We start from the raw sequence: 24,633 nt of genomic DNA on the forward strand, positions 1-24,633 counted from the left end.
GCATGGCCACGCTCAACATACGCAGCGAGATACGCTTCATTCTCAATGGCGAGCAAATTGCGCTGACCACGGTCGCGCCCGACGAGACCTTGCTCGACTGGCTGCGGCTCGAGCGCTCGCTGCGCGGCACCAAGGAAGGCTGCGCCGAGGGCGACTGCGGCGCTTGCACCGTGCTGGTCGGAAGACTGTCAGGCGGCCGGCTGGTCTATGAAAGCGTCAATGCCTGCATCCGCTTCCTTGGCTCGCTCGATCGCACGCATGTGGTAACCGTCGAGCATCTGCGCGGCGACGGCGAAAAACTGCATCCGGTGCAGCAGGCGATGGTCGATTTCCACGGCTCGCAATGCGGCTTCTGCACGCCGGGCTTCGTCATGTCGCTTTATGCCCTGTGGATGCGGTCACCGGAGCCGTCGGATGCAGCCATCGAAAAGGCGCTTCAGGGCAATCTCTGCCGCTGCACCGGCTACGAGGCGATCATGCGGGCGGCACGTGCCATCTCCAGCTACGGCAAGGCGGCAAAGGATCCGCTGGCAGCGGAGCGCGAGGCGATCACGAGCAAGCTCGAAGCGATGAAAGACGGTTCGCGCATCGAGATCGGCGCCGGCAAGCAGCGCCTGGTCGTCCCGGCCGATGCCGACGACCTCGCCGCCGTGCTCGACAAGGAGCCGGGCGCCACCATCGTTGCCGGTTCGACCGATGTCGGCCTGTGGGTGACCAAGCACATGCGCGAGATTGCGCCGGCGATCTTCATCGGCAATCTCGACGGGCTGTGCCGGATTTCCGAAGACAAGGGCATCATCTCGATCGGCTCTGGTGTCACCTACACCGAGGCTTTCTCAATGCTGGCGAAACGCATCCCGGCGCTGGGCCCGCTGTTCGATCGCATCGGCGGCGACCAGGTGCGCAACATGGGCACGATCGGCGGCAACATCGCCAATGGCTCGCCGATCGGCGACACGCCGCCGCCGCTGATCGCACTCGGCGCGCGGCTGACGCTGCGCCGCGGCAACAAGCGGCGGACGATCTCGCTTGAAGACTTCTTCATCGCCTATGGCAAGCAGGACCGACAGCCGGGCGAATTCGTCGAGGCCGTGCATGTCCCAGTGCCGGGCAGGGATACCAAATTCGCCGTCTACAAGATCACCAAGCGCCGTGACGAGGACATCACCGCCGCACTTGGCGCATTCCTGCTGGCCCTGGCCAAGGACGGCACGGTGGCGGAGGTGCGCATCGCCTATGGCGGCATGGCGGCAACGCCGAAGCGGGCTTTCGGCGTGGAAAAGGCGCTGCTCGGCAGGCCCTGGACGGAACCGATGGTCGAGACCGCCATGGCCGAGTACGCCAAAGACTTTACCCCGCTGACCGACATGCGGGCGAGCGCCGAATACCGGGCGCTGGCGGCGCGCAACCTGCTGTTGCGGTTCTTGGCCGAGACCAGCGGCACCAAAGCACCGATCCAGATATCGCGCCACGAGGCGGCGTGATGACCAAGCACGCTCCAAACCTCAAGTCGCAGAAAATCGCTGGTGGCGTTGCCACCGACCAGCGTCATGATTCCGCGCACAAGCATGTCCGCGGCACGGCCGTCTATATCGATGACATGCCGGAATCATCCGGCATGCTGCATGGCTGCCTCGGGCTTTCGACGGCCACGCATGCCACCATCAGCAGCATGGACCTGGCGGCGGTGCGCGCAGCACCCGGCGTCGTCGACGTGCTGACGGCGAGCGACGTGCCGGGCGAAAACGACATTTCGCCGACCGGCCGCCACGACGAACCGGTGCTGGCCGACGGCAAGGTGCAGTTCTTCGGCCAACCGATCTTTTGCGTCATCGCCGAAACCCGCGAGCAGGCGCGCCGCGCCACAAGGCAGGCCAAGGTCGAATACAAGGAATTGCCTTTCGTCACCGACATCGGCGTCCTCGATCCCAGGAAGGACAAGCTGGTCACGCCGCCGCTGACCCTGAGGCGCGGCGATGCCGCGGCTGCGATCAGGGCGGCGCCGCGCCGGCTGAAAGGAAAAATGCGCATCGGCGGCCAGGACCATTTTTATCTCGAAGGCCAGATCGCCATGGCCATTCCCGGCGAGGATCAGGACGTCACGATTTATTCGTCGACCCAGCATCCGAGCGAAATCCAGCACATGGTCAGCCATGCGCTCGGCGTGCCGAGCCATGCCGTCACGGTCGAGATCCGCCGCATGGGCGGCGGCTTTGGCGGCAAGGAAACGCAAGGCAACCAGTTTGCCGCGCTCGCGGCGATTGCTGCGAAAAAACACCATCGCGCGGTGAAAATCCGGCCCGACCGTGACGACGACATGATCGCCACCGGCAAGCGCCATGACTTCCTCGTCGATTACGAGGTCGGCTTCGACGACGAGGGCAATATCCTCGGCGTCGATTTCATGTTTGCGGCGCGCTGCGGCTTCTCGGCGGACCTGTCGGGCCCGGTCACCGATCGCGCGCTGTTCCACTGCGACAACACCTATTTCTGGCCGGCGGTTCATGCGCAATCGGCGCCGCTCTACACCAACACCGTGTCGAACACCGCCTTCCGCGGCTTCGGCGGGCCGCAAGGCATGGTCGGCGCCGAGCGTGTCATCGAAGAGGTCGCCTTTGCCGTTGGCAAGGACCCGCTCGAGATTCGCAAGAAGAATTTTTATGGCACCAGCGACCGCAACGTCACGCCCTATCACCAGACGGTCGAGGACAACATCATCCACCGCATCGTCGCCGAGCTGAATGCGAGTTGCGACTATGCGAGGCGTCGCCGCACCATTGAAGCTTTCAACGCCAACAGCCGCTTCATCAAGCGTGGATTGGCGCTGACGCCGGTCAAGTTCGGCATCTCGTTTACCGCGACGCACTACAATCAGGCCGGCGCGCTGGTGCATGTGTACACCGACGGTTCGGTGCATCTGAACCATGGCGGCACCGAGATGGGGCAAGGTCTCTACGTCAAGGTGGCGCAGGTGGTGGCGGAAGAATTCCAGATCGACCTCAACCAGGTAAAGATCACCGCGACCACGACCGGGAAGGTCCCGAACACCTCGGCGACGGCCGCATCGTCCGGTTCCGACCTCAACGGTATGGCGGCGCAGAACGCGGCCCGGCAGATCAAGGAGCGGTTGACCAACTTCGCAGCCGAAAAATACCAGGTGCCGCGCGACCAGGTGCTGTTCCTGCCCAACCGGGTGCGCATTGGCAACCAGGAGATCGCCTTCGCCGATCTCATCAGGCAGGCCTATATGGCGCGCATCCAGCTTTCGGCGGCGGGCTTCTACAAGACGCCGAGAATCCATTGGGATCGCGACAAGGGCGAGGGTCGTCCCTTCTACTATTTCGCCTATGGCGCCGCGTGCTCGGAAGTCTCGGTCGACACGCTGACCGGCGAATATGTCGTCGAGCGCACCGACATCCTGCACGAGACCGGACGCTCGCTGAACCGCGCCATCGACCTTGGCCAGGTCGAAGGCGGCTTCATCCAGGGCATGGGATGGCTGACGACGGAGGAGCTTTGGTGGGACGAAAACGGCCGGCTGCGCACCCATGCGCCGTCGACCTACAAGATTCCGCTCGCCTCGGACCGACCGAAGATCTTCAATGTGACGCTGGCCGATTGGCCGGAAGCGAGCGAGCCGACGGTGCACCGCTCCAAGGCGGTCGGCGAGCCGCCGCTGCCGCTCGGCATCTCGGTGCTGCATGCGCTGTCGGATGCGGTGGCAAGCGTTGCCGACCACCGGATCTGCCCGCGCCTCGACCCACCGGCGACGCCGGAGCGGGTGCTGATGGCGATCGAACGGCTGAAGAGGGAAGCCAAGGCTGGTGCTTGAAGTCGGTCCCGGGTTCGTACAAGGCGTGCAATCCGGGCCGAAAAACCCTATGTTTCCCGATAGGGAAAGCAAAAACATGACCTCGAAAGTGCAAACCCTGAAAGCATTTCTTGGCGGCGCCGGCCGTGTCGCGCTGGTCGAGGTGGCCGGGACCAAAGGCTCGACGCCCCGCGAGAAGGGCGCCTTCATGCTCGTCTCGGGCGCGGCGATTTTTGGCACGATCGGCGGCGGCCAGCTCGAATTCATCGCGATCGATAAGGCACGGCAGCTGCTTTTCTCCCCCCTTGAGGGGGAGATGGCCGCGGAGCGGCCAGAGGGGGTCGGTAGAGGAAGCACGCGACCTAAGAAAATGTCGAGCACTGGCGCGGCGACCCCACCCGACGGCTTCGCCGCCACCCTCCCCTCAAGGGGGAGGGATGTCCGCGCTACCCTCGATGTCCCGCTCGGGCCCGAGATCGGGCAGTGCTGCGGCGGCAGGGTCGAGGTGCTGATCCGGCTGGTCGACACGGCGTTGGCGCAAGAGCTGGTCGCGGCGGCGGACGCCGAGCAGGCGCAGCTGCCGCATGTCTACATCTTCGGCGGCGGCCATGTTGGCCAGGCGCTAGCCTCGGCGGTGGCCTTGCTGCCGGTCCGTGTCGTCGTTGTCGAGACGCGGGCCGAGGCGCTGGAGGGCATGCCGGACACGGTCGAAACCAGCCTGACGCCAATGCCCGAGGCGATGGTGCGCAAGGCTTCGGCTGGCGCCGCATTCGTCGTCCTCACTCACGACCACGCACTGGATTTCCTGATCGTCGCCGAGGCACTGAAACGCCGGGATGCCGCCTATGTCGGCATGATCGGCTCGAAGACCAAGAAGGCGACATTCAGGAACTGGTTCCTGAAGGCGGCGGACGGCAGCGAGGCGCAATTTGCCGGCCTCGTCTCGCCGATCGGCGGCGATGCGGTCAAGGACAAGCGTCCGCAAGTCATTGCGGCCTTGGCGGCGGCCGAGATCATGACGGCACTGGCCGCCCATGCTGGCGCGCGAGCCGCGCCGCACCCCGTCTCTCGTGGCAAGGCAATGGCCGGCTGACGGCCAGAATTCGAGCAACGCTCATTTGCCGGCCAGAATTTCCTTGATCAGCCGTTGGCAGCGCTCGGCCATGAAATCGAGCAGCAGCCGCACCTTCGGGTCCTGCAGCTTCTTGTGCGGGTAGACGGCGGCGAACTGCACCGGCGTCGGTGGAGTGTCGGGCAGGATCACCTTCAGACGGCGGTCGCGGATGAACGGCTCGACCTCGAAGCGCGGCTTGTTGATGATGCCGCGGCCCGACAGCGCCCAGCCGGTCAGCACGTCGCCATCGTCGGTGTCATAGGGTCCGTGCACCTCGAATTTCCGCGGACCGTCGGCCGTCTGCAGCGTCCACACATATTCGCGCGCGCCGGCGTAGCGCAGCATCAGGCAGTCGTGTTTGCTGGCGATCAGTTCCTGCGGCTCGGTCGGTTCGCCGCGCGTCTCCAGATATTTCGGCGCCGCCACCAGCACCCGCTCGCACTCCATGATGCCGCGCATTCTCAGGCTGGAATCCTCGATGATACCCAGTCTGAACGCGACGTCGATGCCTTCCTTCATGATGTCGACATTGTGGTCCGAAAGCCTCAGCCGAACCTCGATGTCAGGATATTTGTCGTGGAAATCGGGGATTCCCGACGCCACCAGCCGCCGGCCGAGGCCAAGCGGCGCTGTCACCTTGATGGTGCCACGCGGCTGGCCGGACAAAGCGCTGACAGCGGCTTCCGCCTCGGTGACCGCCTCAAGCACCTGCTTGGCGCCGGAGTAGAACACCGTGCCGTGCTCGGTCGGCATCAATTGCCGCGTCGTGCGATTGAACAGCCTGACACCGAGATGTTTTTCGAGCTCCTTGATGCGGTTGGAGGCGACCGCTGGCGAAATGCGCATGTCGCGCCCCGCCGCCGACAGATTGCCGAGCTCGACGACGCGAACGAAGACGGAGATGTTGTCGAGATAGGCCATGCGGCTTTGGGGCTCTCATGCGGCTGCGCAGGGATAACCCTAGTGCATGACCCCGAAAAATCGGAATCGATTTTCGGAAAGGATCATGCACCAGATAAAAGTTCTACAGCGTCCTTTGCGCGTCCAAGGGACGCGCGGCGCTGTAGTATTTTCCATTTTTTTTTGAAAGTCATCGTGCCGCTCGGCCCTTTCCGTTTGCGCTCCAGTCCGTAAAGTCACCCAATCGGCAGGGACGACTTTTCAATGATCGATTTTGCGATTTTCTGGGACTGGCTGAGTTTCGCCGTGCGCTGGCTGCATGTCGTCACCAGCATAGCCTGGATCGGCTCGTCCTTCTATTTCGTCGCGCTCGATCTCGGCTTGCGCCAGCGTCCGGGCATGCCTGTCGGCGCCTTCGGCGAAGAATGGCAGGTGCATGGCGGCGGCTTCTACCACATCCAGAAATATCTCGTGGCGCCGACCGAAATGCCTGAGCACCTGACCTGGTTCAAATGGGAATCCTACGCTACCTGGCTGTCGGGCTTTGCCATGCTGTGCGTCGTCTACTATGCCGGCGCGGACCTCTTCCTGATCGATCCCAACGTGCTTGCCATGTCGGTGCCTACAGGCATCTTGCTGTCGCTGGCGACGATCGGCGTCGGCTGGGTGGTCTACGATCTCTTATGCCGTTCGCCGCTTGGCAGGAGCGACACCGGCCTGATGCTGGTGCTCTATGGCGTGCTGGTGTTCATCGCCTGGGGTCTTACCCATCTGTTCACCGGCCGCGCCGCTTTCCTGCATCTTGGCGCCATCACCGCGACGATCATGTCGGCCAATGTCTTCATGGTCATCATTCCGAACCAGAAGATCGTCGTCGCCGATCTGATCGCCGGCAGGAAGCCAGATCCGAAATACGGCAAGATCGCCAAGCAGCGCTCGCTGCACAACAATTACCTGACGCTGCCCGTTCTCTTCCTGATGCTGTCGAACCACTACCCGCTGGCGTTTGCTACCCAGTTCAACTGGGTGATCGCCTCGTTGGTTTTCATCATCGGCGTGCTGATCCGGCACTATTTCAACACCATGCATGCGCGCAAGGGCAACCCGACCTGGATCTGGCTGGCTGCCGCCGTCCTGTTCGTCGTCATCATCTGGCTGTCAACCGCGCCGAAAGTGCTGACCGGCGAAGTCAAGGCGTCCTCGACGGCACAGGTCTATATCGCCTCGGCGCATTTTCCCGCAGTGCGCGATACGGTGCTTGGCCGTTGCTCGATGTGCCATGCGCAGGAGCCGTCCTACGAGGGCATCTATCACGCGCCGAAAGGTGTGATGCTCGACACGGACGCCGGTATCGCCGGGCAGGCCCGCGAGATCTACCTGCAGGCCGGCCGCAGCCACGCGATGCCGCCCGCCAACGTCACCCATATCACCGACAAGGAGCGGACGCTGCTGGTGGCATGGTTCGAGGAGGCGGGGAAATAAGCATGACCAGCACCCTCCTGCGCGGCCGCACGCTGTCCTTCCTGCGCTGGCCTGAGACCGTCGACGACCATTCCGCCTGGCGCTACGAGGACGACGGCGGCCTGCTGCTTCGCAACGGCAGGATCGTTGCCGCGGGCGCCTATGCCGACGTCGAGAAAAAGGCTGATGAAGGCGCAAAAAAGATCGACCACCGTCCGCATGTGCTGCTGCCTGGTTTCATCGACCCGCATGCGCATTTTCCGCAGATGCAGGTCATCGCCTCCTACGGCGCCGAACTGCTCGACTGGCTGAATACTTACACCTTTCCCGAGGAAACCAAATTCCAGAACGCCCAGCATGGCCGCCGCATCGCCAGGCTGTTCCTCGACGAGATGCTGCGCCACGGCACGACGACCGTCGCCGCCTATTGCTCGGTGCACAAGGAATCGGCCGAGGCGTTCTTCGCCGAGTCGCATCACCGCAACATGCTCAACATCGCCGGCAAGGTGATGATGGATCGCAACGCACCGGAGGGCGTGCTCGACACGCCGCAATCGGCCTATGACGACAGCAAGGCGCTGATTAAGGAGTGGCATGGCAAGGGGCGCCAGCACTATGCCATCACGCCGCGCTTCGCCATCACCTCCTCGCCCGAACAGTTGGAAATGGCGGGCGCGCTCTGCCGCGAATATCCTGATCTGCACATGCAGACGCATCTGTCGGAAAACCACGCCGAGATCGCCTTTACACTGCAACTCTATCCGCAGGCACGCGACTATACCGATGTTTACGAGCGCTATGGGCTGCTCGGGCGCAAAAGCCTGTTCGGCCACTGCATCCATCTTTCGGAACGCGAGGCGGATGCGCTTTCGGACACGGGCTCGGTCGCCGTGTTCTGTCCGACCTCGAACCTGTTCCTCGGCTCGGGCCTGTTCGATTATCAGCGTTACCGCCGCCGCGAAAAACCACTCCGCATCGCCACCGCCACCGATATCGGCGGCGGCACTAATTACTCGATGCTGCGCACCATGGATGAGGGCTACAAGGTGATCGCGCTGAACGGCGAGAAGCTCAATCCGTTCCAGTCGTTCTGGCAACTCACCCGCGGCAATGCCGAGGCGCTGTCGATCGTGGAAAGGATCGGCACGCTCGACCAAGGCAGCGATGCCGACATCGTCGTCCTCGATGCCCGCGCCACGCCGGCCATGCGGCTGCGGATGGAGACGGCGGACACGCTGGCGGAGGAGCTGTTTCTGCTGCAGACGCTGGGCGACGACCGTGCCGTGCGCGAGGTCTACGTCGCCGGGCGGGCGATGAAGACCGATATGGCGGTTTAGCTATCCCACACGCCCCGCTTGACCCAGCGGCAGCCATCGGTCAAAGGGTGCCGCGACGTTGATAGGGGAACGACATGGCGGTTGCAGACGATATCGCTCTGATCCAGAAACAGGAAGCCGAGCTTGTCTTCTCGGTCTTCGACGAAGCTGTCGCCTTCAAGATCGGCTCGACGATCCGCGACCGGGCACTGGCCCAGAGCTTGCCGATCATCGTCGACATCAGGACCTTCGACCGGCCGCTGTTCTACGCGGCAATGCCGGGCTCGAACGCCTCCAATCCGGATTGGGCGCGGCGCAAGATCAACGTGGTGCAGCGGTTCCTGAAAAGCACCTACCGCATGGTGCTGGAGCAGCAGCGTCCCGACCGCAGCTTCAAGCCAGGCGAGGGGCTCGACATATCGGACTATGTGCTGGCCGGTGGTGGCTTTCCCATAACGGTCAAAGGTTCCGGCGTCATCGGTGTGATCGCGGTCTCGGGCCTGCCGGAGCGTGAGGATCACGGCGTCGTCGTCGATGCGCTGTGCAGCCACCTCGGCGTCGACGGGCGCGAGCTGGCACTGCCGCCGGAAGCAAAATGACGGCGCTCGATCCCAAATCCTTCCTCGCCGCCATCTTCAATGCCGCCGTTGCCGCCGCTGATCCGCAGAGGACGATCAGGGATCATCTGCCGGCAATGCCGAAGGGGCGCACCATCGTCATTGGTGCAGGAAAAGGCTCGGCGCAGATGGCGGCGGCTTTCGAAAAAGTGTGGGACGGGCGGATCGAAGGGCTGGTCGTCACCCGCTACGGCTATGGCGCGGCATGCCAGCGCATCGAGATCATCGAGGCGGCGCATCCGATGCCGGATGCCGCAGGGCTCGAAGCGTCGCGCCGGCTGCTCGAAAAGGTGCAGGGGCTGACCGCGGACGATCTGGTCGTGGCGCTCATCTCCGGCGGTGGCTCGGCGCTGCTGCCGGCGCCCGCCGAAGGTCTGACGCTGGCTGACGAGATCGCCGTCAACGAGGCGCTGCTCGCCTGCGGCGCGCCGATCGCCGCCATGAACACCATCCGCAAGCATGTTTCCACCATCAAGGGCGGCAGGCTGGCGGCAGCTGCCTATCCGGCAAAGCTGGTATCTTTGGTGGTCTCCGACATTCCCGGCGACAATCCGGCGCTTGTCGCTTCCGGCCCGACCGTTCCCGATTCCGGCAACCGCCAAGAGGCGCTGGCATCGATCGCCGCCTATGGCATGAAACTGCCGGCTGCCGTGATGGCGCATATCAATTCGCCGGCCGCCGATGCGCCGCGCGTCGATGATCCGCGTTTTTCGCGCAACGAAGTGCATCTGATCGCCTCGGCCGGTGTCTCGCTGGAAGCGGCTGCGGCCGAAGCCAGGCGCCATGGCATCGAGGCGGCCATCCTCTCCGATTCCATCGAGGGCGAAGCGCGCGAAGTTGGGGGTGTCCATGCGGCAATCGCCCGTGAAGTCGCGACGCGCAACCGGCCTTTCCCGAAGCCCGTGCTGATTCTATCAGGCGGCGAGACGACGGTGACCGTGCGGGCGAAGGGCAAGGGCGGTCGTAACACCGAGTTTCTGCTTGCCTTCGCCATCGGCATCAGCGGCATGGAGGGCGCCCATGCACTGGCCGCTGACACCGATGGCATCGACGGTTCGCAGGACAATGCCGGCGCCTTTGCCGACGGCTCGACGGTGTCGCGGATGCGGGCGGCAGGCGTCGATGCCAAGGCGATGCTTGCCGGCAACAATGCCTGGACGGCATTCAACGCCGTCGGCGATCTCTTCGTGCCCGGCCCGACCGGGACGAACGTCAATGATTTGAGGGCAATCCTGATCAGATAGGGGTCAGGCGGCCATCAGCTTTTTCACTGCCTTCATGTCCTGCAGGAACCGCTCGCGTTCGGCCTGCTTGTCCGCCGGCTCGCGAATACGCAGGATGAAGGACGGGTGGATGGTGACGAACACAGGCAAGCCATCGTCCCGATCCACGACCGCGCCGCGCATCTTCATGATCGGCACGACCTTGCCGAGCAGTGACTGCGCCGCCGTTGCGCCGAGCGCCACCGCCAGATTGGGCTTGATCAGATCGAGTTCCCTGTCGAGCCACCAGCGGCAGGCCTGTACCTCGCCGGTATTCGGCTTCGAGTGGATGCGCCGCTTGCCGCGCGGCTCGAACTTGAAATGCTTGACCGCATTGGTGACATAGACTTTCAGCCGGTCGACGCCGGCATCGTCCAGGATGGCGTCGAAGACTTTTCCCGCCGGACCGACGAAAGGTTTGCCGGCCAGATCCTCCTGGTCGCCTGGCTGTTCACCGACGAAAACCACCTTGGCCTTGTCAGGCCCTTCGCCGAACACGGTCTGCGTTGCGTTGCGCCACAGCGGGCAGCGGCGACAGGCCTTCGCCACTTCGCTGAGTTCGGGAATGGTGCTTGCGCCATCGTCTTCTGCCGTCTCAGGCAATTCAGGCTTGGGCCAGCGTCTTGCCTGCACCTTGGCGTGGTGTGGAGAATTTGTCTGCATCCTGGCGATCATGGCTGATGCGGCCTTGCCCGCTGCTGCGATCAGATGCGGAATGAGCGAAGCCCCCGAAAGGTTCCTTCAAATAGCCGGGACCCGGCTTTCGCTGGGCGAATGACCGGCGATGCGATGCCTCACACCTCGTGCAGATAGAGATGATAATCCAGTTCGCTGACCGTACGCGCCACCCGCAGATATTCGGATTGCTTGATCGCCACGAATGTTCGGTGCAGATCTTCCCCCAGCGCCGCTTTGAGGAATGTCGAGGCCCTTGCCGCCTCGATCGCGGCGCGCCAGTCCACCGGCATGGTGGTGCGCGTGATTGCTGATTCGTAGCCATTGCCGGTGGTTTCGGGGCCTGGATCGAGGCTCTCATCGAGACCCTTGACGATGCCGGCCAGCACGGTTGCCGCCACCAGATAGGGGTTGGCGTCGACGCCCGACGGCCGGTGCTCGATGCGCCGGTTTTTTGCGTCGCCAGCCGGCACGCGCAATGCCACCGAGCGGTTGTTGACGCCCCAGGTCGGCGCCACCGGCGCATAGGATTGCGAAACGAAACGCCGCCATGAATTGGCGTGCGGTGCAAACACCAGCATCGATTCGGCCATGGTCTGGATGAGGCCGCCCAGTCCGCGCAGCAGCGGCAAGGACCAGGTCTCGCCGCTGGCTTCGGCAAAGACGTTGTTGCCGGCCTTGTCCTGCAGCGAGACATGGAAATGCATCCCGGAGCCGGCGTATTTCTCGATCGGCTTGGCCATGAAGCAGGCGGTGACGCCGTGGCGGCGCGCCTGCGCCCGCACCAGCCGCTTCAGCATGACGAGGTCGTCGGCGGCCCGCATCACGTCCTTGCGATAGTTAAGCGTCAGTTCGTACTGGCCGGGCGCATATTCGGAAATGACCGTCTCGGCCGGGATGCCTTGCACCCTGGCCGCGGCATAGATATCGGAAAACAGCGGCTCCATGCCGTGCAGATGGTCGACGGAATAGACCTCTGTCTTGGCCGAGCGGCGGCCGTCGAGCACCGCGTGCGCCGGCTGCACCTTGCCGTCGGCGTCGCGCTCGTTGGCAAGCAGGAAGAATTCGAGCTCGAAGGCGCCGGCCGGATGCAGGCCCTTGGCCGCCAGTATCTCCACCTGCCGGCCCAACGCCAGGCGCGGGTCGGAGGACATCGGCTGGCCATCGAGATGGTACATCGCCATCAGCACCTGGCCGCGCGGCGGCTGTGTGCCGAACAGCGGCACCAGCGTGCCGGGGATCGGCCATGCCCGCAGGTCGCCGTCGCCCGTCGTCCAGATCAGTCCGGTCTCGTGCACGTCCTCGCCGGTGATGTCGAGGCCGAGGATCGAGATCGGCATATGCCTGCCGCCCTCGAAGATGCTCATCAACTCGTGCCGGCGCACGATCTTGCCACGCCCGACGCCATTGGCATCGGTCAGCACGATGTCGAACGCTTCGATCTCGGGATGGGCGTCGAGAAAGGTATGCGCCTCGGCGGGCGTTGAGCCCGAAGGGGAGGCGATGATGGCGTTCAAAGTTTGCTTGTGCGCTTCTCTCATGTGCAAGCTTGTCTCATGCCGCGAGCCTTGCCGCAACCGCGCCGAAGGCGGTGATCAGGCGGTTCACTTGGGCAGCGCTGGTCGCCGGCGAGATCAGCATCATGTTGTGGAACGGCGCGATCAGCACGCCGCGATTGACCAGCGCGACATGGACAGCCGCTTCGAGCGCCGGTGCGTGCGCTGCTTCCGCCTCGCCGCCATTCCTCAGCGGGCCGGGTGCGCAGATGAACTCGACGCGGGCGCCGACTCGGGCAACATGCCAAGGCAGGCGGTAACGGGCGATGACGGTGGTCAGCCCGGCGTCGAGCCGCCGCGCCAGATGGTCCATATGGCTATAGTTCTCGTCGGTCATCACCTCTTCGAGCGTGGCGCGCATCGCTGCGAACTGCAGTGGATTGGCCGAGAGCGTCGTGCCCATGCCGGAATAGCCTGGTTCCTTGGTCCTGACATAGTCGGCATAGCGGGTGGCGACGCCATCGCTCATGCCCCAGACGCTGGCTGGCACGCCGCCGGCGATTGGCTTGCCGAGCACGAACAGGTCCGGCTCCAGGCCATGTTTCCTGGTGTAGCCGCCGGGACCGGTCGAGATCGTGTGCGTCTCGTCGATCAGAAGCAGGGTGCCAGCGGCGCGGGTGAGACGCCGCAGCGCGTTGTGGAAGCCGGGATCGGGCAGCACCATGCAGGAATTGGTCAGCACCGGCTCGGTGACGACACAGGCGATTTGCTGGTCCCGGAGTGCTGTCTCAAGCGCCGGCACATCGTTGAACTCGACGACATCGGTCGCCCCGGTCAGGTCGCGGAATTCGCCGGCCAGTCCTGGCCGGTTGGCCGGTCTGCCGTCGACCAGGCGCACCATCGTCTCGTCGACCGAGCCGTGATAGCAGCCGTTGAAGACCAGGATCTTGCCCCGGCCGGTGATGGCGCGGGCGACGCGCAGCGCGAAGCGGTTGGCATCGGTCGCCGTTGTCGCAATCTGCCAGAACGGCAGGCCGAAGTGCTGTTGCAGCAGCGGGCCGATGGCGAGTGCATCTTCCGAAGGCAGCATGTAGGTCAGGCCGCGTCCGGCCTGCCTACGGATGGCGTGGGCGACCGGCGGCGGCGAGTGGCCGAACATCGAGCCGGTGTCGCCGAGGCAGAAATCGTCGAGCCGATTGCCGTCGATGTCAGTGATTGTGGCGCCTCTGGCGCTGTCGACCAGTATCGGGAACGGCGTCGGCCAGTCGTTCATCCAGTGCATCGGCACCCCGCCGAAGAAGCCCGGCAGGCCGTTGCCGACCTTGGCTGCTGATTTCGGCCTTGCCTTGCGGAAGGCTTCGGCCTCGGTCTCGCGCAGATCCGCGATGCGAGCAGTGCTGATGCCACCGATCGCCATCTTTGAATGGTCGATTGTATGCATGAATACCCCCTCATGCGTCACTCTAGCCAATCGACGGCCGGAACCGCAATTGGCCGCGCGGTTCAGTGACAGAGGGCAATAGGGGAATGTGTTCCTACTCCCTTACTGCCCTACTCCCCTACGGCCCTAGGCCGAAATATCGATGACGCCGCAGTCGCCGGCGGCGCTGCCGAAGGCGACGCGGCGTTCCTCCTTGTCCCACATCATCGAGGTAATGGCGCCCTTGCCCGGTCGGCGCAGAAGCACCTCCTTGGCGTCCGCGAAACGCACCGCCATCACCATGCCGTCGTCATAGCCGACGGCGACGACATCCTGGCTCGGATGGCAGGCGACCGAGGTCACCATGGCGTTGCCGCGCGTGCCGAGTTCCAGCGGCGCCTTGCCCATCGGCCCGTCCTTGCCCGAAAACGGCCAGACGATCGCCGCCGGGGCTCCGGAACTGGCCAGCCATTTTCCCTTGGGCGCCCATGCCAGGCTTTTGACTTTGCCGGGATAGCCGGTCATCCGCATGTGCTTGCCATCGGCGAGCTTCCAGCCATGCAGCGCGTTCTCCTGCATGGTGGTGACGAGGAAGGCGCCATCCGGCGAGAAGGTGATGCCGGTATGGGCGCCGGCCCATTCCAGCTCGACCGGCTTGCCGTTCGCCGCCGGGAAATGCAGCGTCGCGCCATTGTAGCGGGCGACGCCGAAGCGCATCCCCTTGGGCGAGAACGCCAGCCCCTCTACCGAACGCGGATGCAGGAATTCCTTGGTCTTGCCGTCGGAGAAACGCACGAAGGCGATCTTGCCCGAGGCATAGGCGATGGCGCCCTGTGGTCCGGCGGCAACGCTGGTGATCCATTTCTTCCCGGCGCTTGCCAATTCTGCCGCATTGCCGCCGGCGGTAACGGAAAAAATCTTGCCGTCCTCGCCGCCGGTGATCAGCCGGTCGTTGGCCGCATCGTGGAAGGCGGCGAGAAGCCCGTCATTGGCCTGCGCCGTCTTGTGGCCATGGTCCAGCCGATGGATTGTGCCGTCGGCCAGTGCGAAATGCGGCACGTCGCCAAGGAAGACGGCGGCGATGCAATGTCCCTGGAGATCAAGCGGGGCGACTGTCGGCATGGGAGATTCCGTTCGAGATTTCCGCTGGTCGTCTACCTCCGCGGGGGAGCCGCCAGCGCGGATAGGTGCAGCTTGCCTTCTCTCCTTGTTGTGGGAGAAGGTGGATTGGCGCGCAGCGCCAAGACGGTTGAGGGGTGCTGGACGGAGTGCCGTCGTTGCCAAGCTGGAACACCCCTCATCCGACCGAGCTTCGCTCGGCCACCTTCTCCCACAAGGGGAGAAGGAGAGAACGTGCAGCGCTAGCGTTATAAGGCCCGAAAATCAAGCCGCCTGGCAGGCATCAAAACTCTTCTTCAGCCGCTCGGCGTCGAGTTCGCGGCCGATGAAGACCAGCCGGCTCTCGTGCTTCTCGCCGTCCTTCCAGGCGCGCTGGTGGTCGCCCTCGATGATCATGTGCACGCCCTGAATGACGTAGCGCTCGTCATCGCCTTTAAGCGCGATGATCCCTTTCAGACGCAGGATGTTAGGGCCTTCCATCTGGGTGATCTTCTCGATCCAGGGGAAGAATTTTTTCGGGTCCATCTCGCCGCCCCGCAGAGACACCGACTGCACCGTCACGTCATGGATATCGGACGGGTGCGCGTGGTCATGGTGATGATGCCCGTCATGATCGTGATGATCATGGTCATGATGGTCATGATCATGATGGTCGTGGTCGTCACGCGCCTCGAGGAAATGCGGATCGTTCTCCAGCGCCCGGGAAAGGTCGAAGGCGCCGCGGTCGAGCACCTCGGACAGCGCCACGCCGGCGCGCGTGGTGCGATGAATCCGGGCCGCCGGGTTGATCGCGCGGATCGTCGCCTCGACCTTGCTCAGTTCCTCCGGCGTGACGAGATCGGTCTTGTTGAGCACGACGACATCGGCAAAGGCGATCTGGTCCTCGGCTTCGCGGGAATCCTTCAGCCGCAACGGCAGGTGCTTGGCGTCGACCAGCGCCACCACCGCGTCGAGCCTGGTCTTGGAGCGCACGTCGTCGTCCATGAAGAAGGTCTGCGCCACCGGCACCGGATCGGCGAGGCCGGTCGTCTCGATCACGATGGCGTCGAAGCGGCCTGGCCGGCGCATCAAGCCCTCGACGACGCGGATCAGGTCGCCGCGCACCGTGCAGCAGACGCAACCATTGTTCATCTCGTAGATTTCCTCGTCGGATTCCACGATCAACTCGTTGTCGATGCCGATCTCACCGAACTCATTGACGATGACGGCGTAGCGCTTGCCGTGGCTTTCCGAAAGGATGCGGTTTAGCAGCGTCGTCTTGCCGGCGCCAAGATAGCCGGTGAGAACGGTTACGGGGATTTGTATCGTCTGTGCATCGCTCATGTTGGGCCTCGAAAAGGATTGTTGGCTCCATATAGGATGCACGCCGTGCTTTTGCACGTGGCAACCGATGGGCCAAACAGGTCGCCAACATTGCCGGGTTTTCCCAAATTTGCTGGGTTTTCATTGGCGTTGGCTGGTCTCACTGACTAGATAAGACCAAGCCAGCTTGCTCGACAGAAACCAAAAAGAGGCGCCGGATGTCCGACAAACCGTCCTCCTTGCCGTTGAGCCGGCGCCAGGCGCTTGGCCTCATTGCCGTTAGCGCGAGCGGCGGTGTCTTTCTGCCGGGCATCGCGCTGGCGCAGCAGGCCTCGCCCTATGCCGCGCTTGCCCTGTTCGACAGCGGCGCCGGCGTCTGCGCGATCACACCGGAAGCGACCGAGGGCCCGTTCTATTTCGACCCGAAGCTCGAACGCGCCGATATCACCGAAGGCAAAGCGGGCATTGCCCTCAATCTGCGGCTGCAGGTCATCGACGCAGGCTGCCGGCCGCTTGCCGGCGCGCGGGTCGATATCTGGCATTGCGACGCGCAAGGCCATTATTCAGGCTATCCGGGACAAGGCGACGGCCAGGATGTCGATACGTCAGGCCAGAGTTTTCTGCGCGGTTGGCAAAAGACCGATGACAGCGGCATCGTCTCGTTCGCCACCATCTATCCCGGCTGGTATCGCGGCCGCACCACCCACATCCATTTCAAAGTCTTCCCCAACGACAATTCGGTGATGACCGGCCAGCTGTTTTTCCCCGACGGCCTGAGCGAACAGATATTCACTACTGTCGCGCCCTACACCGACCGGTCCGGCAAGCGGGATACGTCGAACGCCAGGGACGGAATCGCGCGGCGCGCCGGGCCGCTTTCGCAGGCGGCGCTGCGCGAGGTGGCGGACGCCTACCAGGCCTTGATGATCGTCGCGGTGAGGGCTGATTGAGACCCGCATCGGTGCGGCGTTCCTGCCGAACCCGACCACCTGCGCTGAAAAGTCGTTTGTCATCTAACTGAAATAAACATCTGGCATTAGCCTCGGCGGACACCGCATTGCTTGCCGGCAAAGCTGTTTTGCAAAGCCGGATCTTTTTTGATCGTCCATTGCCAACCGGGCGGCTGCCTCTATGCTGTCCACACCGGTTCGGCCGAAGAGGGATAGCCATGGCCAAGGCGGACAAGACTGCGACAATGAGCCGGCTGCATTCGGCGGCGCGGCTGGCGCGTACGGCACTCGCCGCGCGGCTTTTGGCGCACGGCTTCTATGCCGGCCAGGACCAGATCATGCTGGCGCTCGACCGTGAGGACGGGCAGACGCCCGGCAATCTTGCCGGTCGCCTCGGTGTTCGCCCGCCGACCATCACCAAGACCATCAACCGGCTGCAGGCGCAAGGCTTTCTGGAAAAACGCGCTTCTTCCGCCGATGCCCGCCAGGCCCATATCTTTCTGACCGACACTGGCCGCGAAATCATTCATGCCATCGAGAAATCGGTGAAGAAGACCGAGAAGCAGGCGCTGAAGGGGCTCGATAAAAAGGACCAGAAGGCGCTGTTCAAGCTGCTCGCCCGCGTTGAGGCGAACCTCTCGAACGGAGAGATGGTTCTCGTCGATGACGAGATCGACGCCGACGAATGATCCGCGGCTGACGCCATCAGGCAGCGGCTGCTGACGATCCATGCACCAATGCCGACCAGCGGCCCGGCGTGACACCGAACGCCTTCTTGAAGTGCCTGCTGAAATGACTTTGGTCGTTGAAACCGGCCGCTATTGCGATCTGCGCCAATGACTCGCTCGCCTCGATCATGCGGCGTGCTCGTTGAAGCCGGCGCATCAAGAGAAAGCGGTGCGGACTGGTGGAGAAAGCGGCACGGAAATGCCGCGACAGGGCGTAGCGATCGAGCCCGGTGATCGCCTCCAACTCGTCGGAACGGACGGTACGGAAAACATTTTCTTCCAGATAGTCGCGTGCCAGGCTGACAGCCCGCCACGCTGTCCTTGGGATCGGTTTCGCCGGCCGGCCTGAATGCCGTGCCAGGCTTTGCATCAATTGCGTGACGAAGTCGGCGACAAACAGATCGTCCAGCTTCTGGTCCAACGGCCCCAGCGCCGAAAGCAGCCGCGTGCGGAAAACAGGATCCGTCACCACGGCATTCCTGACGAAAGGCAGCGATGCGCCTGTCTGATCGAGGCAGTCCAGCACGATGGACGGCTCCAGATAAAGTATCCTGTAACGCAAACCGTCTTCAGTGCCGGCGCCGCCATCGTGCAATTCGTCGGGATGGAGCACGATAATCTGGCCGGGCAGGCTGTGATGCGTCGCGCCGCGATACCGGAAAGTCTGGACGCCATGCAGCGTCACGCCGATGGCGTAGGTATCGTGACGATGGAGATCGAAGGCGCTGCCGTGGAACCGGGCCTCGATACGCTCCATTCCGACGCAATCGGGCGCCGAGATGACGCAGTTCTCAGCCGCGTCAACGCACAAACGTCCAAGACCCTGAAAGGCCTCGCCATCTAGACCGTGTGACATCACTTCATTCACAAACCTCGAATGGCAAATGTCTCATGTTCGACACGAAATTTGCAATCGTGCTGCAGGATAACCTTCCGGTCTGGCAAAAGCTCAACGTAACCGCGTTCCTGACCAGCGGCATCGTCGCTCAGTATAGCGACATCATCGGCGAACCCTATCGCGACCGCGCCGGCAATATCTATAATCCGCTCTCGATCCAGCCGATCATTGTGCTTTCGGCCGATCGCTCGACGCCCAGTGCGATCCACCGGCGGGCGCTGGAGCGCGGTGTGACGACCTCGCTCTACGTCGACGAAATGTTTTCGACCGGCCACGACGCGGCGAACCGCGCCGTCTTTGCCGAGTTCGCACCCGACGATGCCAAGGTCGTCGGAATCGCGCTGCGCGCCGAAAGGAAGCTTGTCGACAAGATCACCAAGGGTGCCCGCATGCATCCCTGATGCATATCGACACTGGTTCATCCTGTTGACGCTCGGTGTCCTCGGTGCTCGTCATCGTCGCCAGCGGCTTTTATATCGTTCATCGCGAGCACCGGCTTCGCGTGCGCAACCGCGCTGCCCTCGACGTCGAGGTGGATGCGCTGGCAAAAAAACTTTGATTTGTTTCGGAAGGGTGGCATAAGGCCGCGTTTAAACTGTTTAGACCATGATCCCGAAAACGGGCATCCGGTTTTCGCTGGAGATCATGGATTAGCTCTGGATCGTCGGGGGAGCGCAAGGCGCTGGCACAGAAGATCAAGCTTTCGACGATCGCGGATGCGCTCGGTGTGTCCACGGCCACGGTCTCGCTGGCCCTGCGCGACAGCCCGCTGGTTGCTGGAATCACCCGCGACCGCATCAAGGAACATGCCCGCGCCATCGGCTATATCTACAATCGCCGCGCCGCCAGCTTGCGCACCTCGCGTTCGGGCATCGTCGGCGTCGTCGTCCACGACATCATGAATCCTTTTTTCGCCGAGATCCTGCGCTCGATCGAAAGCGAGCTCGACCGCAGCCGGCAGACCTTCATCCTGTCGAACCATTACGACCAGCTCGAAAAGCAGCGCACCTTCATAGACACGCTTCTGCAGCTTGGCGCCGACGGCGTCATCATGTCGCCGGCCATCGGCACGCCGCCCGAAGACATCTTCATGGCCGAGGAAAACGGCCTGCCGGCGGTGCTGATCGCACGCACCGTCGAAGGCGCTGACGTGCCGGTGTTTCGTGGCGACGACGCCTATGGCACCGGGCTAGCCACCAACCATCTGATCTCGCTCGGCCATAAACGCATCGCCATGATCGGCGGCACCGACCAGACCTCGACCGGCCGCGACCGCTACCAGGGCTATCTCAACGCCATGGAGGCGGCAGGGCTGGAGGTCAGGCCGTCCTGGCGCATCCCCGGCCCCCGCACCAAACAGGCTGGCTTCGAGGCCGCCGGGCAGTTCTTGGCGCTGAAGGACAAGCCGACCGCGGCCTGCTGCTGGAACGACCTCGTCGCCATCGGCCTGATGAACGGCATTGCACGCGCCGGACTCGTGCCGGGCATTGACATATCCGTGACCGGCTACGACGATCTCGAGGAAGCAGCGATCGCGACGCCGGCGCTGACCACCGTGTGGAATGGCCAGCGTGAAGTTGGCCGCCGCGCCGCCAGCGCGCTGCTCGACAAGCTCAATGGGCAGATGGTGCGGCCGTCGCAGGAACTGATCAAGCCGGAACTGCATGTGCGCCAGTCGACCGGCAAACCAGTGGAACGTGCATGACAAAAGCCGAACAGCAGCAAGCAGTCGCCATTCTGGTGCCGGGCCAATTCAACGAGCACGCGGTCGGCCGCATCGACCAGACGTTCAGCCGCGCCTGGATCGAACGGCCGGATGCGTCGCTGGTCACCGACGAGATGCGCCGGACGGTGCGCGGCATTGCCGCCTTTGGCGGGATCAACGCAGCCCTCATCGACGCGCTGCCGAATCTCGAGATCATCGCCAATTTCGGCGTCGGCTATGATTCGGTCGATGCCCGTCACGCAGCGCAGCGCGGCGTCATGGTCACCAACACGCCGGATGTGCTGACCGAGGAGGTCGCCGATACGGCGATCGGGCTTTTGATCAACACCGTTCGCGAGCTGCCGCGCGCCGAGACCTGGCTGCGCGACGGCAGTTGGGCACGCGATGGCAACTATCCGCTGAGCCGGCTGACCTTGCGCGGCCGTCGTGTCGGTATTTTCGGCATGGGCCGCATCGGTCTCGCCATTGCGCGCCGGCTGGAGGCCTTTGGGCTGCCGATCGCCTATCACAACCGGCGCCAGGTCGAAGGCTTGCCCTACGAATACCACGGCACGCTGAAAGGCCTTGCCGAGGCGGTCGATACGCTGATCTCGGTGGCGCCCGGCGGCGCCTCGACGGAAAAGGCGGTCAACGCCGAGATCCTGTCGGCGCTCGGCCCGAATGGCGTCTTCGTCAACATCGGTCGCGGCAGCACGGTCGACGAGGCAGCTCTTGCCGCGGCGCTTGCCGGCGGCACCATCGCCGCTGCCGGGCTCGACGTCTTCGCTGACGAGCCGAACGTGCCGCCGGCGCTGCTCGCCGCCCCCAACACTTCACTTTTGCCGCATGTCGGCTCAGCTTCGGAACATACCCGCCGCGCCATGGCCGATCTGTGCGTCGACAATCTGATTTCCTGGTTTTCGAAGGGGAGGGCGTTGACGCCGGTGCCGGAAACGGAAAAGCTCAAGGCGCGCAGCTGAGCGGCACGCTTTCCTATTTGTTAACCACGGTTTAACGCTTTGAAATCATCTTTATCTATCGCCAAACACCCGGAGAACGCAGATGAAAGCACTTGCTGCATTGATAGCGGTGGTCGCGCTGTTCGGCAGCGTTCAGCTGTTTCACAGCGGCGCAGGCGAAGGCCGCACAGCCGATGAGTCAGCGCAGTCGCCCGGCGACTACCGGCTGGTGGCCAATGGTGACGAAGCGTCCTGCGCGGTCAAGCGCGGCACTGAGGTTGCGCATGGCCTGTCGCTGTTGACAGTCACTGCGAATTGCCACCGGGTCTTGCCCGGCATCGAGCGCGCGAAATTCTGGCGCGAGCAGGATGATGGCACGGTCACCTTCAGCGCGAACGGCATCGACCCGATCGTCACTTTCGGCGTCGCCGACGGCGACGGTTATGAATCCTACGCACCAGCCCTGCCGCTGCTGTCGCTGGCGGCTAGCAGCGATTGACGTTGACGTCCGACGGCTGAACTATTCCGCGGCGGCCCGTGCGCCAGATTTCGCCGCGGCGTGCAGGCGCACCGCGTCGCCAAAGGCGCGGAATATCCTTGCTGAGACGCTGTCCGACTTGACCCAGTATTCGGGATGCCACTGGACGCCGACGGCGAACGCGCGGGCGTCGCGCACCGAAACCGCCTCGACCGTGCCATCGCTGGCGACCGCCTCTATCTGCAGCTTCGGGCCGAGCCGGTCGATGGCCTGGCGGTGCACCGAATTGACCATGATGTCGCCTGCCCCGAACACGCCGGCGAGGCAGCTTCCGGGCTTGATCGAAATGGTCTGGCGGATGGCGAAGCGTTCGTCCTGATTGTCGCTCGCCGGTGCCCGATGGTCCAGCGATCCGTCGCGCTCCTGGATTTCTGCGGCCAGCGTGCCGCCCAGCGCCACATTCATCTCCTGGATGCCGCGGCAGATGGCGAGCAGCGGCACGCCGCGCTCCACTGCCTTGCGGATCAGCGGCAGCGTCGTGGCGTCGCGGGCCGGATCGTAGGGGCCGTTGGCCTCGCTGGCATCGCCGCCATAGTGCGAGGGATGAACATTGGACTTCGAGCCGGTGATCATGACGCCGTCGACCGATGACAGGAGTTCATCGAAATCGAGCCGGTCGCCGAAGGACGGCACCAGCACCGGGAACACGCCGGCCGCCGAAAGCGCCGCCTCCAGATACTGCTGCGGAGCGGCATGCCAGGTGTAGTTGTCGAACTGGCGGACGTCGGTCGATATGGCGACTAGCGGCTGCTGCATTTTTAATCCGGGTCCATTCAGTGCAAGGATTGTTCTGCCTTTTAAAATAGGCGATCCGACGGCGCTTTGCCATGACAAGTTCGGCATGTCGCATGGGCCACGGAAGGGCGTTAGACTTAAGTTGCAGGAGGTGTGTTCGCGCCCGCGTTTTTCGCGAAAACGCCGCCGGCAAAACCGGCTCCCATGGCTGGACTCGACTTCTTGCCCGTGTATTGTTTGCCGCGAAGCCGATCCGGGGTACAGAGCATCTCCCGAACGTCGGTCTGTTGATCCAATAGGGAGGACTTCATGGATCGTCGATCATTCATCCGCAAGGCCGGTGTGACCGGTGTCGGCGCTGCGGCGGCTACGGCGGCGCTTGCCGCGCCGGCTATCGCCCAAACCAACCCGAAAGTGACATGGCGCCTGGCGTCGTCCTTCCCGAAGTCCCTCGATACGATCTATGGCGGCGCCGAGGTCTTTTCCAGGATGCTCTCAGAGGCGACCGACGGCAACTTCCAGGTGCAGGTCTTCGCTGCCGGTGAACTGGTGCCCGGCCTGCAGGTCGCGGATGCCACCACCGCCGGCACCGTCGAGGCCTGCCATACGGTGGCATATTATTATTGGGGCAAGGACCCGACCTGGGCTTTGGGTGCCGCGGTTCCGTTCTCGCTCAACGCGCGCGGCATCAATGCCTGGCACTACCACGGCGGCGGCATCGACCTGTTCAACGAGTTTCTCGCCACGCAGGGCCTTTTTGGCTTGCCCGGTGGCAATACCGGCGTGCAGATGGGCGGCTGGTTCCGCAAGGAAATCAACACCGTCGCCGACCTTTCGGGCCTCAAGATGCGCATCGGTGGCTTTGCCGGCAAAGTGGTGCAAAGGCTCGGGGTCGTGCCGCAGCAGATCGCCGGCGGCGACATCTATCCAGCGCTGGAAAAAGGCACCATCGACGCCGCCGAATGGGTCGGCCCTTATGACGATGAGAAGCTCGGCTTCTACAAGGTCGCGCCCAATTATTATTATCCTGGTTGGTGGGAAGGCGGGCCGACTGTCCATCTGATGTTCAACAAGGCGAAATACGAGGAGCTTTCGCCGGCCTACAAGGCGCTGGTGCGCACCGCCGCGCAGGCCGCCGACGCCAACATGCTGCAGAAATACGACTTTCTGAATCCGGCGGCCGTCAGGCGGCTGGTGTCAGCGGGCGCCAAATTGCGTCCGTTCAGCCCGGAAATCCTGGCAGCCTGCTTCGAAAAGGCAAACGAGGTCTATGCCGAGATGGAAGCCTCAAACGCGCCGTTCAAGAAGATATGGGACTCGATCAAGGCGTTCCGCAAGGAGCACTATCTCTGGGCGCAGGTGGCCGAGTACAATTACGACACCTTCATGATGGTCCAGCAGCGCTCCGCCAAGCTCTGACAACAGTTTGGCGCCCCCCCGTGTTAGGGCGCCGGGCGCCCCACCGCGGGGATTTTGTGTTAAGCGCGGGCCCCCCCCCCCCCGGGCCCCCCCCGGCCCCCGCCCCCCGGGGGGGCTGGGCCCGGCCCCACCCCCCCCCCCCCCCCGGGCCGTCCGGGGCGGTGATGCCTTTGGCCGCCAGCCGCGGCCGCGGCGAGCAATCGTATTT

The 24,633-nt window shown here is 63.7% G+C and carries 22 protein-coding genes and 1 pseudogene; 15 read left to right on the forward strand and 8 right to left on the reverse strand.

Annotation, left to right across the window (positions count from 1 at the left end; translation table 11 throughout):
* Positions 1 to 2: 2 nt before the first annotated feature.
* From xdhA to xdhC, 3 genes are all read left to right on the forward strand, one after another.
* Positions 3 to 1,484 (forward strand): xanthine dehydrogenase small subunit, encoded by a 1,482-nt coding sequence (gene xdhA / locus AC0L3D_RS26010; RefSeq protein WP_473626956.1) that lies wholly within the window; start codon positions 3 to 5, stop codon positions 1,482 to 1,484.
* A complete protein-coding gene (gene xdhB, locus AC0L3D_RS26015) occupies positions 1,484 to 3,832 on the forward strand; it encodes a xanthine dehydrogenase molybdopterin binding subunit (RefSeq protein WP_473626957.1) in 2,349 nt (782 codons plus the stop codon). Before xdhA ends, xdhB begins: the two co-directional genes overlap by 1 nt.
* 76 nt (positions 3,833 to 3,908) lie before the next feature.
* Positions 3,909 to 4,904: a xanthine dehydrogenase accessory protein XdhC gene (gene xdhC / locus AC0L3D_RS26020; RefSeq protein ID WP_473626959.1), complete on the forward strand. Its 996-nt coding sequence runs from the start codon at positions 3,909 to 3,911 to the stop codon at positions 4,902 to 4,904.
* A gap of 21 nt (positions 4,905 to 4,925) precedes the next feature.
* On the opposite strand, the gene AC0L3D_RS26025 is transcribed toward xdhC, so the two are convergent.
* Positions 4,926 to 5,846, reverse strand: a complete 921-nt coding sequence (locus tag AC0L3D_RS26025) for a LysR family transcriptional regulator (RefSeq protein WP_023796825.1) — start codon at positions 5,844 to 5,846, stop codon at positions 4,926 to 4,928.
* Positions 5,847 to 6,089: 243 nt separating this feature from the next.
* Between AC0L3D_RS26025 and AC0L3D_RS26030 the strand changes: the two genes are divergently transcribed.
* From AC0L3D_RS26030 to AC0L3D_RS26045, 4 genes are all read left to right on the forward strand, one after another.
* Entirely contained in the window at positions 6,090 to 7,307 is a 1,218-nt protein-coding gene (locus AC0L3D_RS26030) for a urate hydroxylase PuuD (protein WP_128168396.1), read from the forward strand.
* A gap of 2 nt (positions 7,308 to 7,309) precedes the next feature.
* The gene (gene guaD, locus AC0L3D_RS26035) at positions 7,310 to 8,623 is read left to right on the forward strand and encodes a guanine deaminase (protein ID WP_473626961.1); all 1,314 of its coding nucleotides are present in this window, start codon (positions 7,310 to 7,312) and stop codon (positions 8,621 to 8,623) included.
* 74 nt (positions 8,624 to 8,697) lie between these two features.
* Positions 8,698 to 9,201, forward strand: a complete 504-nt coding sequence (locus AC0L3D_RS26040) for a heme-degrading domain-containing protein (protein WP_473626962.1) — start codon at positions 8,698 to 8,700, stop codon at positions 9,199 to 9,201.
* Positions 9,198 to 10,463 carry a glycerate kinase type-2 family protein gene (locus tag AC0L3D_RS26045; RefSeq protein WP_473626964.1) on the forward strand — a complete coding sequence of 422 codons (1,266 nt, stop codon included), beginning with the start codon at positions 9,198 to 9,200 and terminating at the stop codon, positions 10,461 to 10,463. The genes AC0L3D_RS26040 and AC0L3D_RS26045 overlap by 4 nt, the downstream gene beginning before the upstream one ends.
* A gap of 3 nt (positions 10,464 to 10,466) precedes the next feature.
* Here the strand turns inward: AC0L3D_RS26045 and AC0L3D_RS26050 are convergent, their stop codons facing one another.
* The 5 genes from AC0L3D_RS26050 to AC0L3D_RS26070 all read right to left on the reverse strand — a co-directional run bounded on the left by AC0L3D_RS26050 (position 10,467) and on the right by AC0L3D_RS26070 (position 16,514).
* Positions 10,467 to 11,189 carry a UdgX family uracil-DNA binding protein gene (locus AC0L3D_RS26050; RefSeq protein WP_280806757.1) on the reverse strand — a complete coding sequence of 241 codons (723 nt, stop codon included), beginning with the start codon at positions 11,187 to 11,189 and terminating at the stop codon, positions 10,467 to 10,469.
* 86 nt (positions 11,190 to 11,275) lie between these two features.
* Positions 11,276 to 12,697 (reverse strand): glutamine synthetase family protein, encoded by a 1,422-nt coding sequence (locus AC0L3D_RS26055; protein WP_473626965.1) that lies wholly within the window; start codon positions 12,695 to 12,697, stop codon positions 11,276 to 11,278.
* Positions 12,698 to 12,710: 13 nt separating this feature from the next.
* Positions 12,711 to 14,093 (reverse strand): aspartate aminotransferase family protein, encoded by a 1,383-nt coding sequence (locus tag AC0L3D_RS26060; RefSeq protein WP_473626967.1) that lies wholly within the window; start codon positions 14,091 to 14,093, stop codon positions 12,711 to 12,713.
* Positions 14,094 to 14,219: 126 nt separating this feature from the next.
* Positions 14,220 to 15,194, reverse strand: coding sequence for a WD40 repeat domain-containing protein (locus tag AC0L3D_RS26065; protein ID WP_473626969.1), 975 nt, complete (start codon positions 15,192 to 15,194; stop codon positions 14,220 to 14,222).
* A gap of 261 nt (positions 15,195 to 15,455) precedes the next feature.
* Positions 15,456 to 16,514, reverse strand: coding sequence for a CobW family GTP-binding protein (locus tag AC0L3D_RS26070; RefSeq protein WP_473626971.1), 1,059 nt, complete (start codon positions 16,512 to 16,514; stop codon positions 15,456 to 15,458).
* Between the two features lie 197 nt (positions 16,515 to 16,711).
* On the opposite strand from AC0L3D_RS26070, the gene AC0L3D_RS26075 reads away from it, so the two are divergent.
* Together AC0L3D_RS26075 and AC0L3D_RS26080 are read left to right on the forward strand one after the other, a co-directional pair.
* A complete protein-coding gene (locus AC0L3D_RS26075) occupies positions 16,712 to 17,443 on the forward strand; it encodes an intradiol ring-cleavage dioxygenase (protein WP_287363626.1) in 732 nt (243 codons plus the stop codon).
* Positions 17,444 to 17,661: 218 nt separating this feature from the next.
* Positions 17,662 to 18,132 (forward strand): MarR family winged helix-turn-helix transcriptional regulator, encoded by a 471-nt coding sequence (locus AC0L3D_RS26080; protein WP_023796815.1) that lies wholly within the window; start codon positions 17,662 to 17,664, stop codon positions 18,130 to 18,132.
* 16 nt (positions 18,133 to 18,148) lie between these two features.
* Here the strand turns inward: AC0L3D_RS26080 and AC0L3D_RS26085 are convergent, their stop codons facing one another.
* Positions 18,149 to 19,027: an AraC family transcriptional regulator gene (locus tag AC0L3D_RS26085; protein ID WP_473646261.1), complete on the reverse strand. Its 879-nt coding sequence runs from the start codon at positions 19,025 to 19,027 to the stop codon at positions 18,149 to 18,151.
* Positions 19,028 to 19,062: 35 nt separating this feature from the next.
* Here AC0L3D_RS26085 and AC0L3D_RS26090 point away from each other — a divergent pair, with 35 nt between their 5' ends.
* The 5 genes and pseudogenes from AC0L3D_RS26090 to AC0L3D_RS26110 all read left to right on the forward strand — a co-directional run bounded on the left by AC0L3D_RS26090 (position 19,063) and on the right by AC0L3D_RS26110 (position 22,232).
* Positions 19,063 to 19,470, forward strand: a complete 408-nt coding sequence (locus tag AC0L3D_RS26090; protein WP_473646263.1) for a DUF2000 family protein — start codon at positions 19,063 to 19,065, stop codon at positions 19,468 to 19,470.
* Between the two features lie 50 nt (positions 19,471 to 19,520).
* A pseudogene (locus AC0L3D_RS26095) lies at positions 19,521 to 19,628 on the forward strand (EamA/RhaT family transporter); the annotation flags it as partial.
* 123 nt (positions 19,629 to 19,751) lie between these two features.
* Positions 19,752 to 20,774 (forward strand): LacI family DNA-binding transcriptional regulator, encoded by a 1,023-nt coding sequence (locus tag AC0L3D_RS26100; protein ID WP_077375012.1) that lies wholly within the window; start codon positions 19,752 to 19,754, stop codon positions 20,772 to 20,774.
* Positions 20,771 to 21,754, forward strand: a complete 984-nt coding sequence (locus AC0L3D_RS26105; RefSeq protein WP_473646265.1) for a 2-hydroxyacid dehydrogenase — start codon at positions 20,771 to 20,773, stop codon at positions 21,752 to 21,754. The genes AC0L3D_RS26100 and AC0L3D_RS26105 overlap by 4 nt, the downstream gene beginning before the upstream one ends.
* 82 nt (positions 21,755 to 21,836) lie before the next feature.
* The gene (locus AC0L3D_RS26110) at positions 21,837 to 22,232 is read left to right on the forward strand and encodes a hypothetical protein (RefSeq protein WP_236393435.1); all 396 of its coding nucleotides are present in this window, start codon (positions 21,837 to 21,839) and stop codon (positions 22,230 to 22,232) included.
* Positions 22,233 to 22,253: 21 nt separating this feature from the next.
* Here AC0L3D_RS26110 and AC0L3D_RS26115 read toward each other — a convergent pair whose 3' ends face one another.
* Positions 22,254 to 23,027 (reverse strand): gamma-glutamyl-gamma-aminobutyrate hydrolase family protein, encoded by a 774-nt coding sequence (locus AC0L3D_RS26115; RefSeq protein ID WP_473646267.1) that lies wholly within the window; start codon positions 23,025 to 23,027, stop codon positions 22,254 to 22,256.
* 288 nt (positions 23,028 to 23,315) lie between these two features.
* On the opposite strand from AC0L3D_RS26115, the gene AC0L3D_RS26120 reads away from it, so the two are divergent.
* On the forward strand, positions 23,316 to 24,425 hold the full coding sequence (locus tag AC0L3D_RS26120; RefSeq protein ID WP_473515169.1) for a TRAP transporter substrate-binding protein: 1,110 nt from the start codon (positions 23,316 to 23,318) through the stop codon (positions 24,423 to 24,425).
* The last annotated feature ends 208 nt before the right edge of the window (positions 24,426 to 24,633 follow it).

Source organism: Mesorhizobium sp. WSM4837 (assembly GCF_055811435.1).

What these genes read in the sequence shown, in the direction of transcription:
- guaD (WP_473626961.1), top strand. Translation starts at nt 7,310, where the DNA reads ATGACCAGCACCCTCCTGCGCGGCCGCACGCTGTCCTTCCTGCGCTGG.
- xdhA (WP_473626956.1), top strand. Translation starts at nt 3, where the DNA reads ATGGCCACGCTCAACATACGCAGCGAGATACGCTTCATTCTCAATGGC.
- AC0L3D_RS26030 (WP_128168396.1), top strand. Translation starts at nt 6,090, where the DNA reads ATGATCGATTTTGCGATTTTCTGGGACTGGCTGAGTTTCGCCGTGCGC.
- AC0L3D_RS26065 (WP_473626969.1), bottom strand. Translation starts at nt 15,194, where the DNA reads ATGCCGACAGTCGCCCCGCTTGATCTCCAGGGACATTGCATCGCCGCC.
- AC0L3D_RS26045 (WP_473626964.1), top strand. Translation starts at nt 9,198, where the DNA reads ATGACGGCGCTCGATCCCAAATCCTTCCTCGCCGCCATCTTCAATGCC.
- AC0L3D_RS26080 (WP_023796815.1), top strand. Translation starts at nt 17,662, where the DNA reads ATGGCCAAGGCGGACAAGACTGCGACAATGAGCCGGCTGCATTCGGCG.
- AC0L3D_RS26090 (WP_473646263.1), top strand. Translation starts at nt 19,063, where the DNA reads ATGTTCGACACGAAATTTGCAATCGTGCTGCAGGATAACCTTCCGGTC.
- AC0L3D_RS26055 (WP_473626965.1), bottom strand. Translation starts at nt 12,697, where the DNA reads ATGAGAGAAGCGCACAAGCAAACTTTGAACGCCATCATCGCCTCCCCT.
- AC0L3D_RS26025 (WP_023796825.1), bottom strand. Translation starts at nt 5,846, where the DNA reads ATGGCCTATCTCGACAACATCTCCGTCTTCGTTCGCGTCGTCGAGCTC.
- AC0L3D_RS26115 (WP_473646267.1), bottom strand. Translation starts at nt 23,027, where the DNA reads ATGCAGCAGCCGCTAGTCGCCATATCGACCGACGTCCGCCAGTTCGAC.
- AC0L3D_RS26040 (WP_473626962.1), top strand. Translation starts at nt 8,698, where the DNA reads ATGGCGGTTGCAGACGATATCGCTCTGATCCAGAAACAGGAAGCCGAG.
- AC0L3D_RS26110 (WP_236393435.1), top strand. Translation starts at nt 21,837, where the DNA reads ATGAAAGCACTTGCTGCATTGATAGCGGTGGTCGCGCTGTTCGGCAGC.
- xdhB (WP_473626957.1), top strand. Translation starts at nt 1,484, where the DNA reads ATGACCAAGCACGCTCCAAACCTCAAGTCGCAGAAAATCGCTGGTGGC.
- AC0L3D_RS26105 (WP_473646265.1), top strand. Translation starts at nt 20,771, where the DNA reads ATGACAAAAGCCGAACAGCAGCAAGCAGTCGCCATTCTGGTGCCGGGC.
- AC0L3D_RS26120 (WP_473515169.1), top strand. Translation starts at nt 23,316, where the DNA reads ATGGATCGTCGATCATTCATCCGCAAGGCCGGTGTGACCGGTGTCGGC.
- AC0L3D_RS26060 (WP_473626967.1), bottom strand. Translation starts at nt 14,093, where the DNA reads ATGCATACAATCGACCATTCAAAGATGGCGATCGGTGGCATCAGCACT.
- AC0L3D_RS26075 (WP_287363626.1), top strand. Translation starts at nt 16,712, where the DNA reads ATGTCCGACAAACCGTCCTCCTTGCCGTTGAGCCGGCGCCAGGCGCTT.
- AC0L3D_RS26070 (WP_473626971.1), bottom strand. Translation starts at nt 16,514, where the DNA reads ATGAGCGATGCACAGACGATACAAATCCCCGTAACCGTTCTCACCGGC.
- AC0L3D_RS26085 (WP_473646261.1), bottom strand. Translation starts at nt 19,027, where the DNA reads ATGTCACACGGTCTAGATGGCGAGGCCTTTCAGGGTCTTGGACGTTTG.
- xdhC (WP_473626959.1), top strand. Translation starts at nt 3,909, where the DNA reads ATGACCTCGAAAGTGCAAACCCTGAAAGCATTTCTTGGCGGCGCCGGC.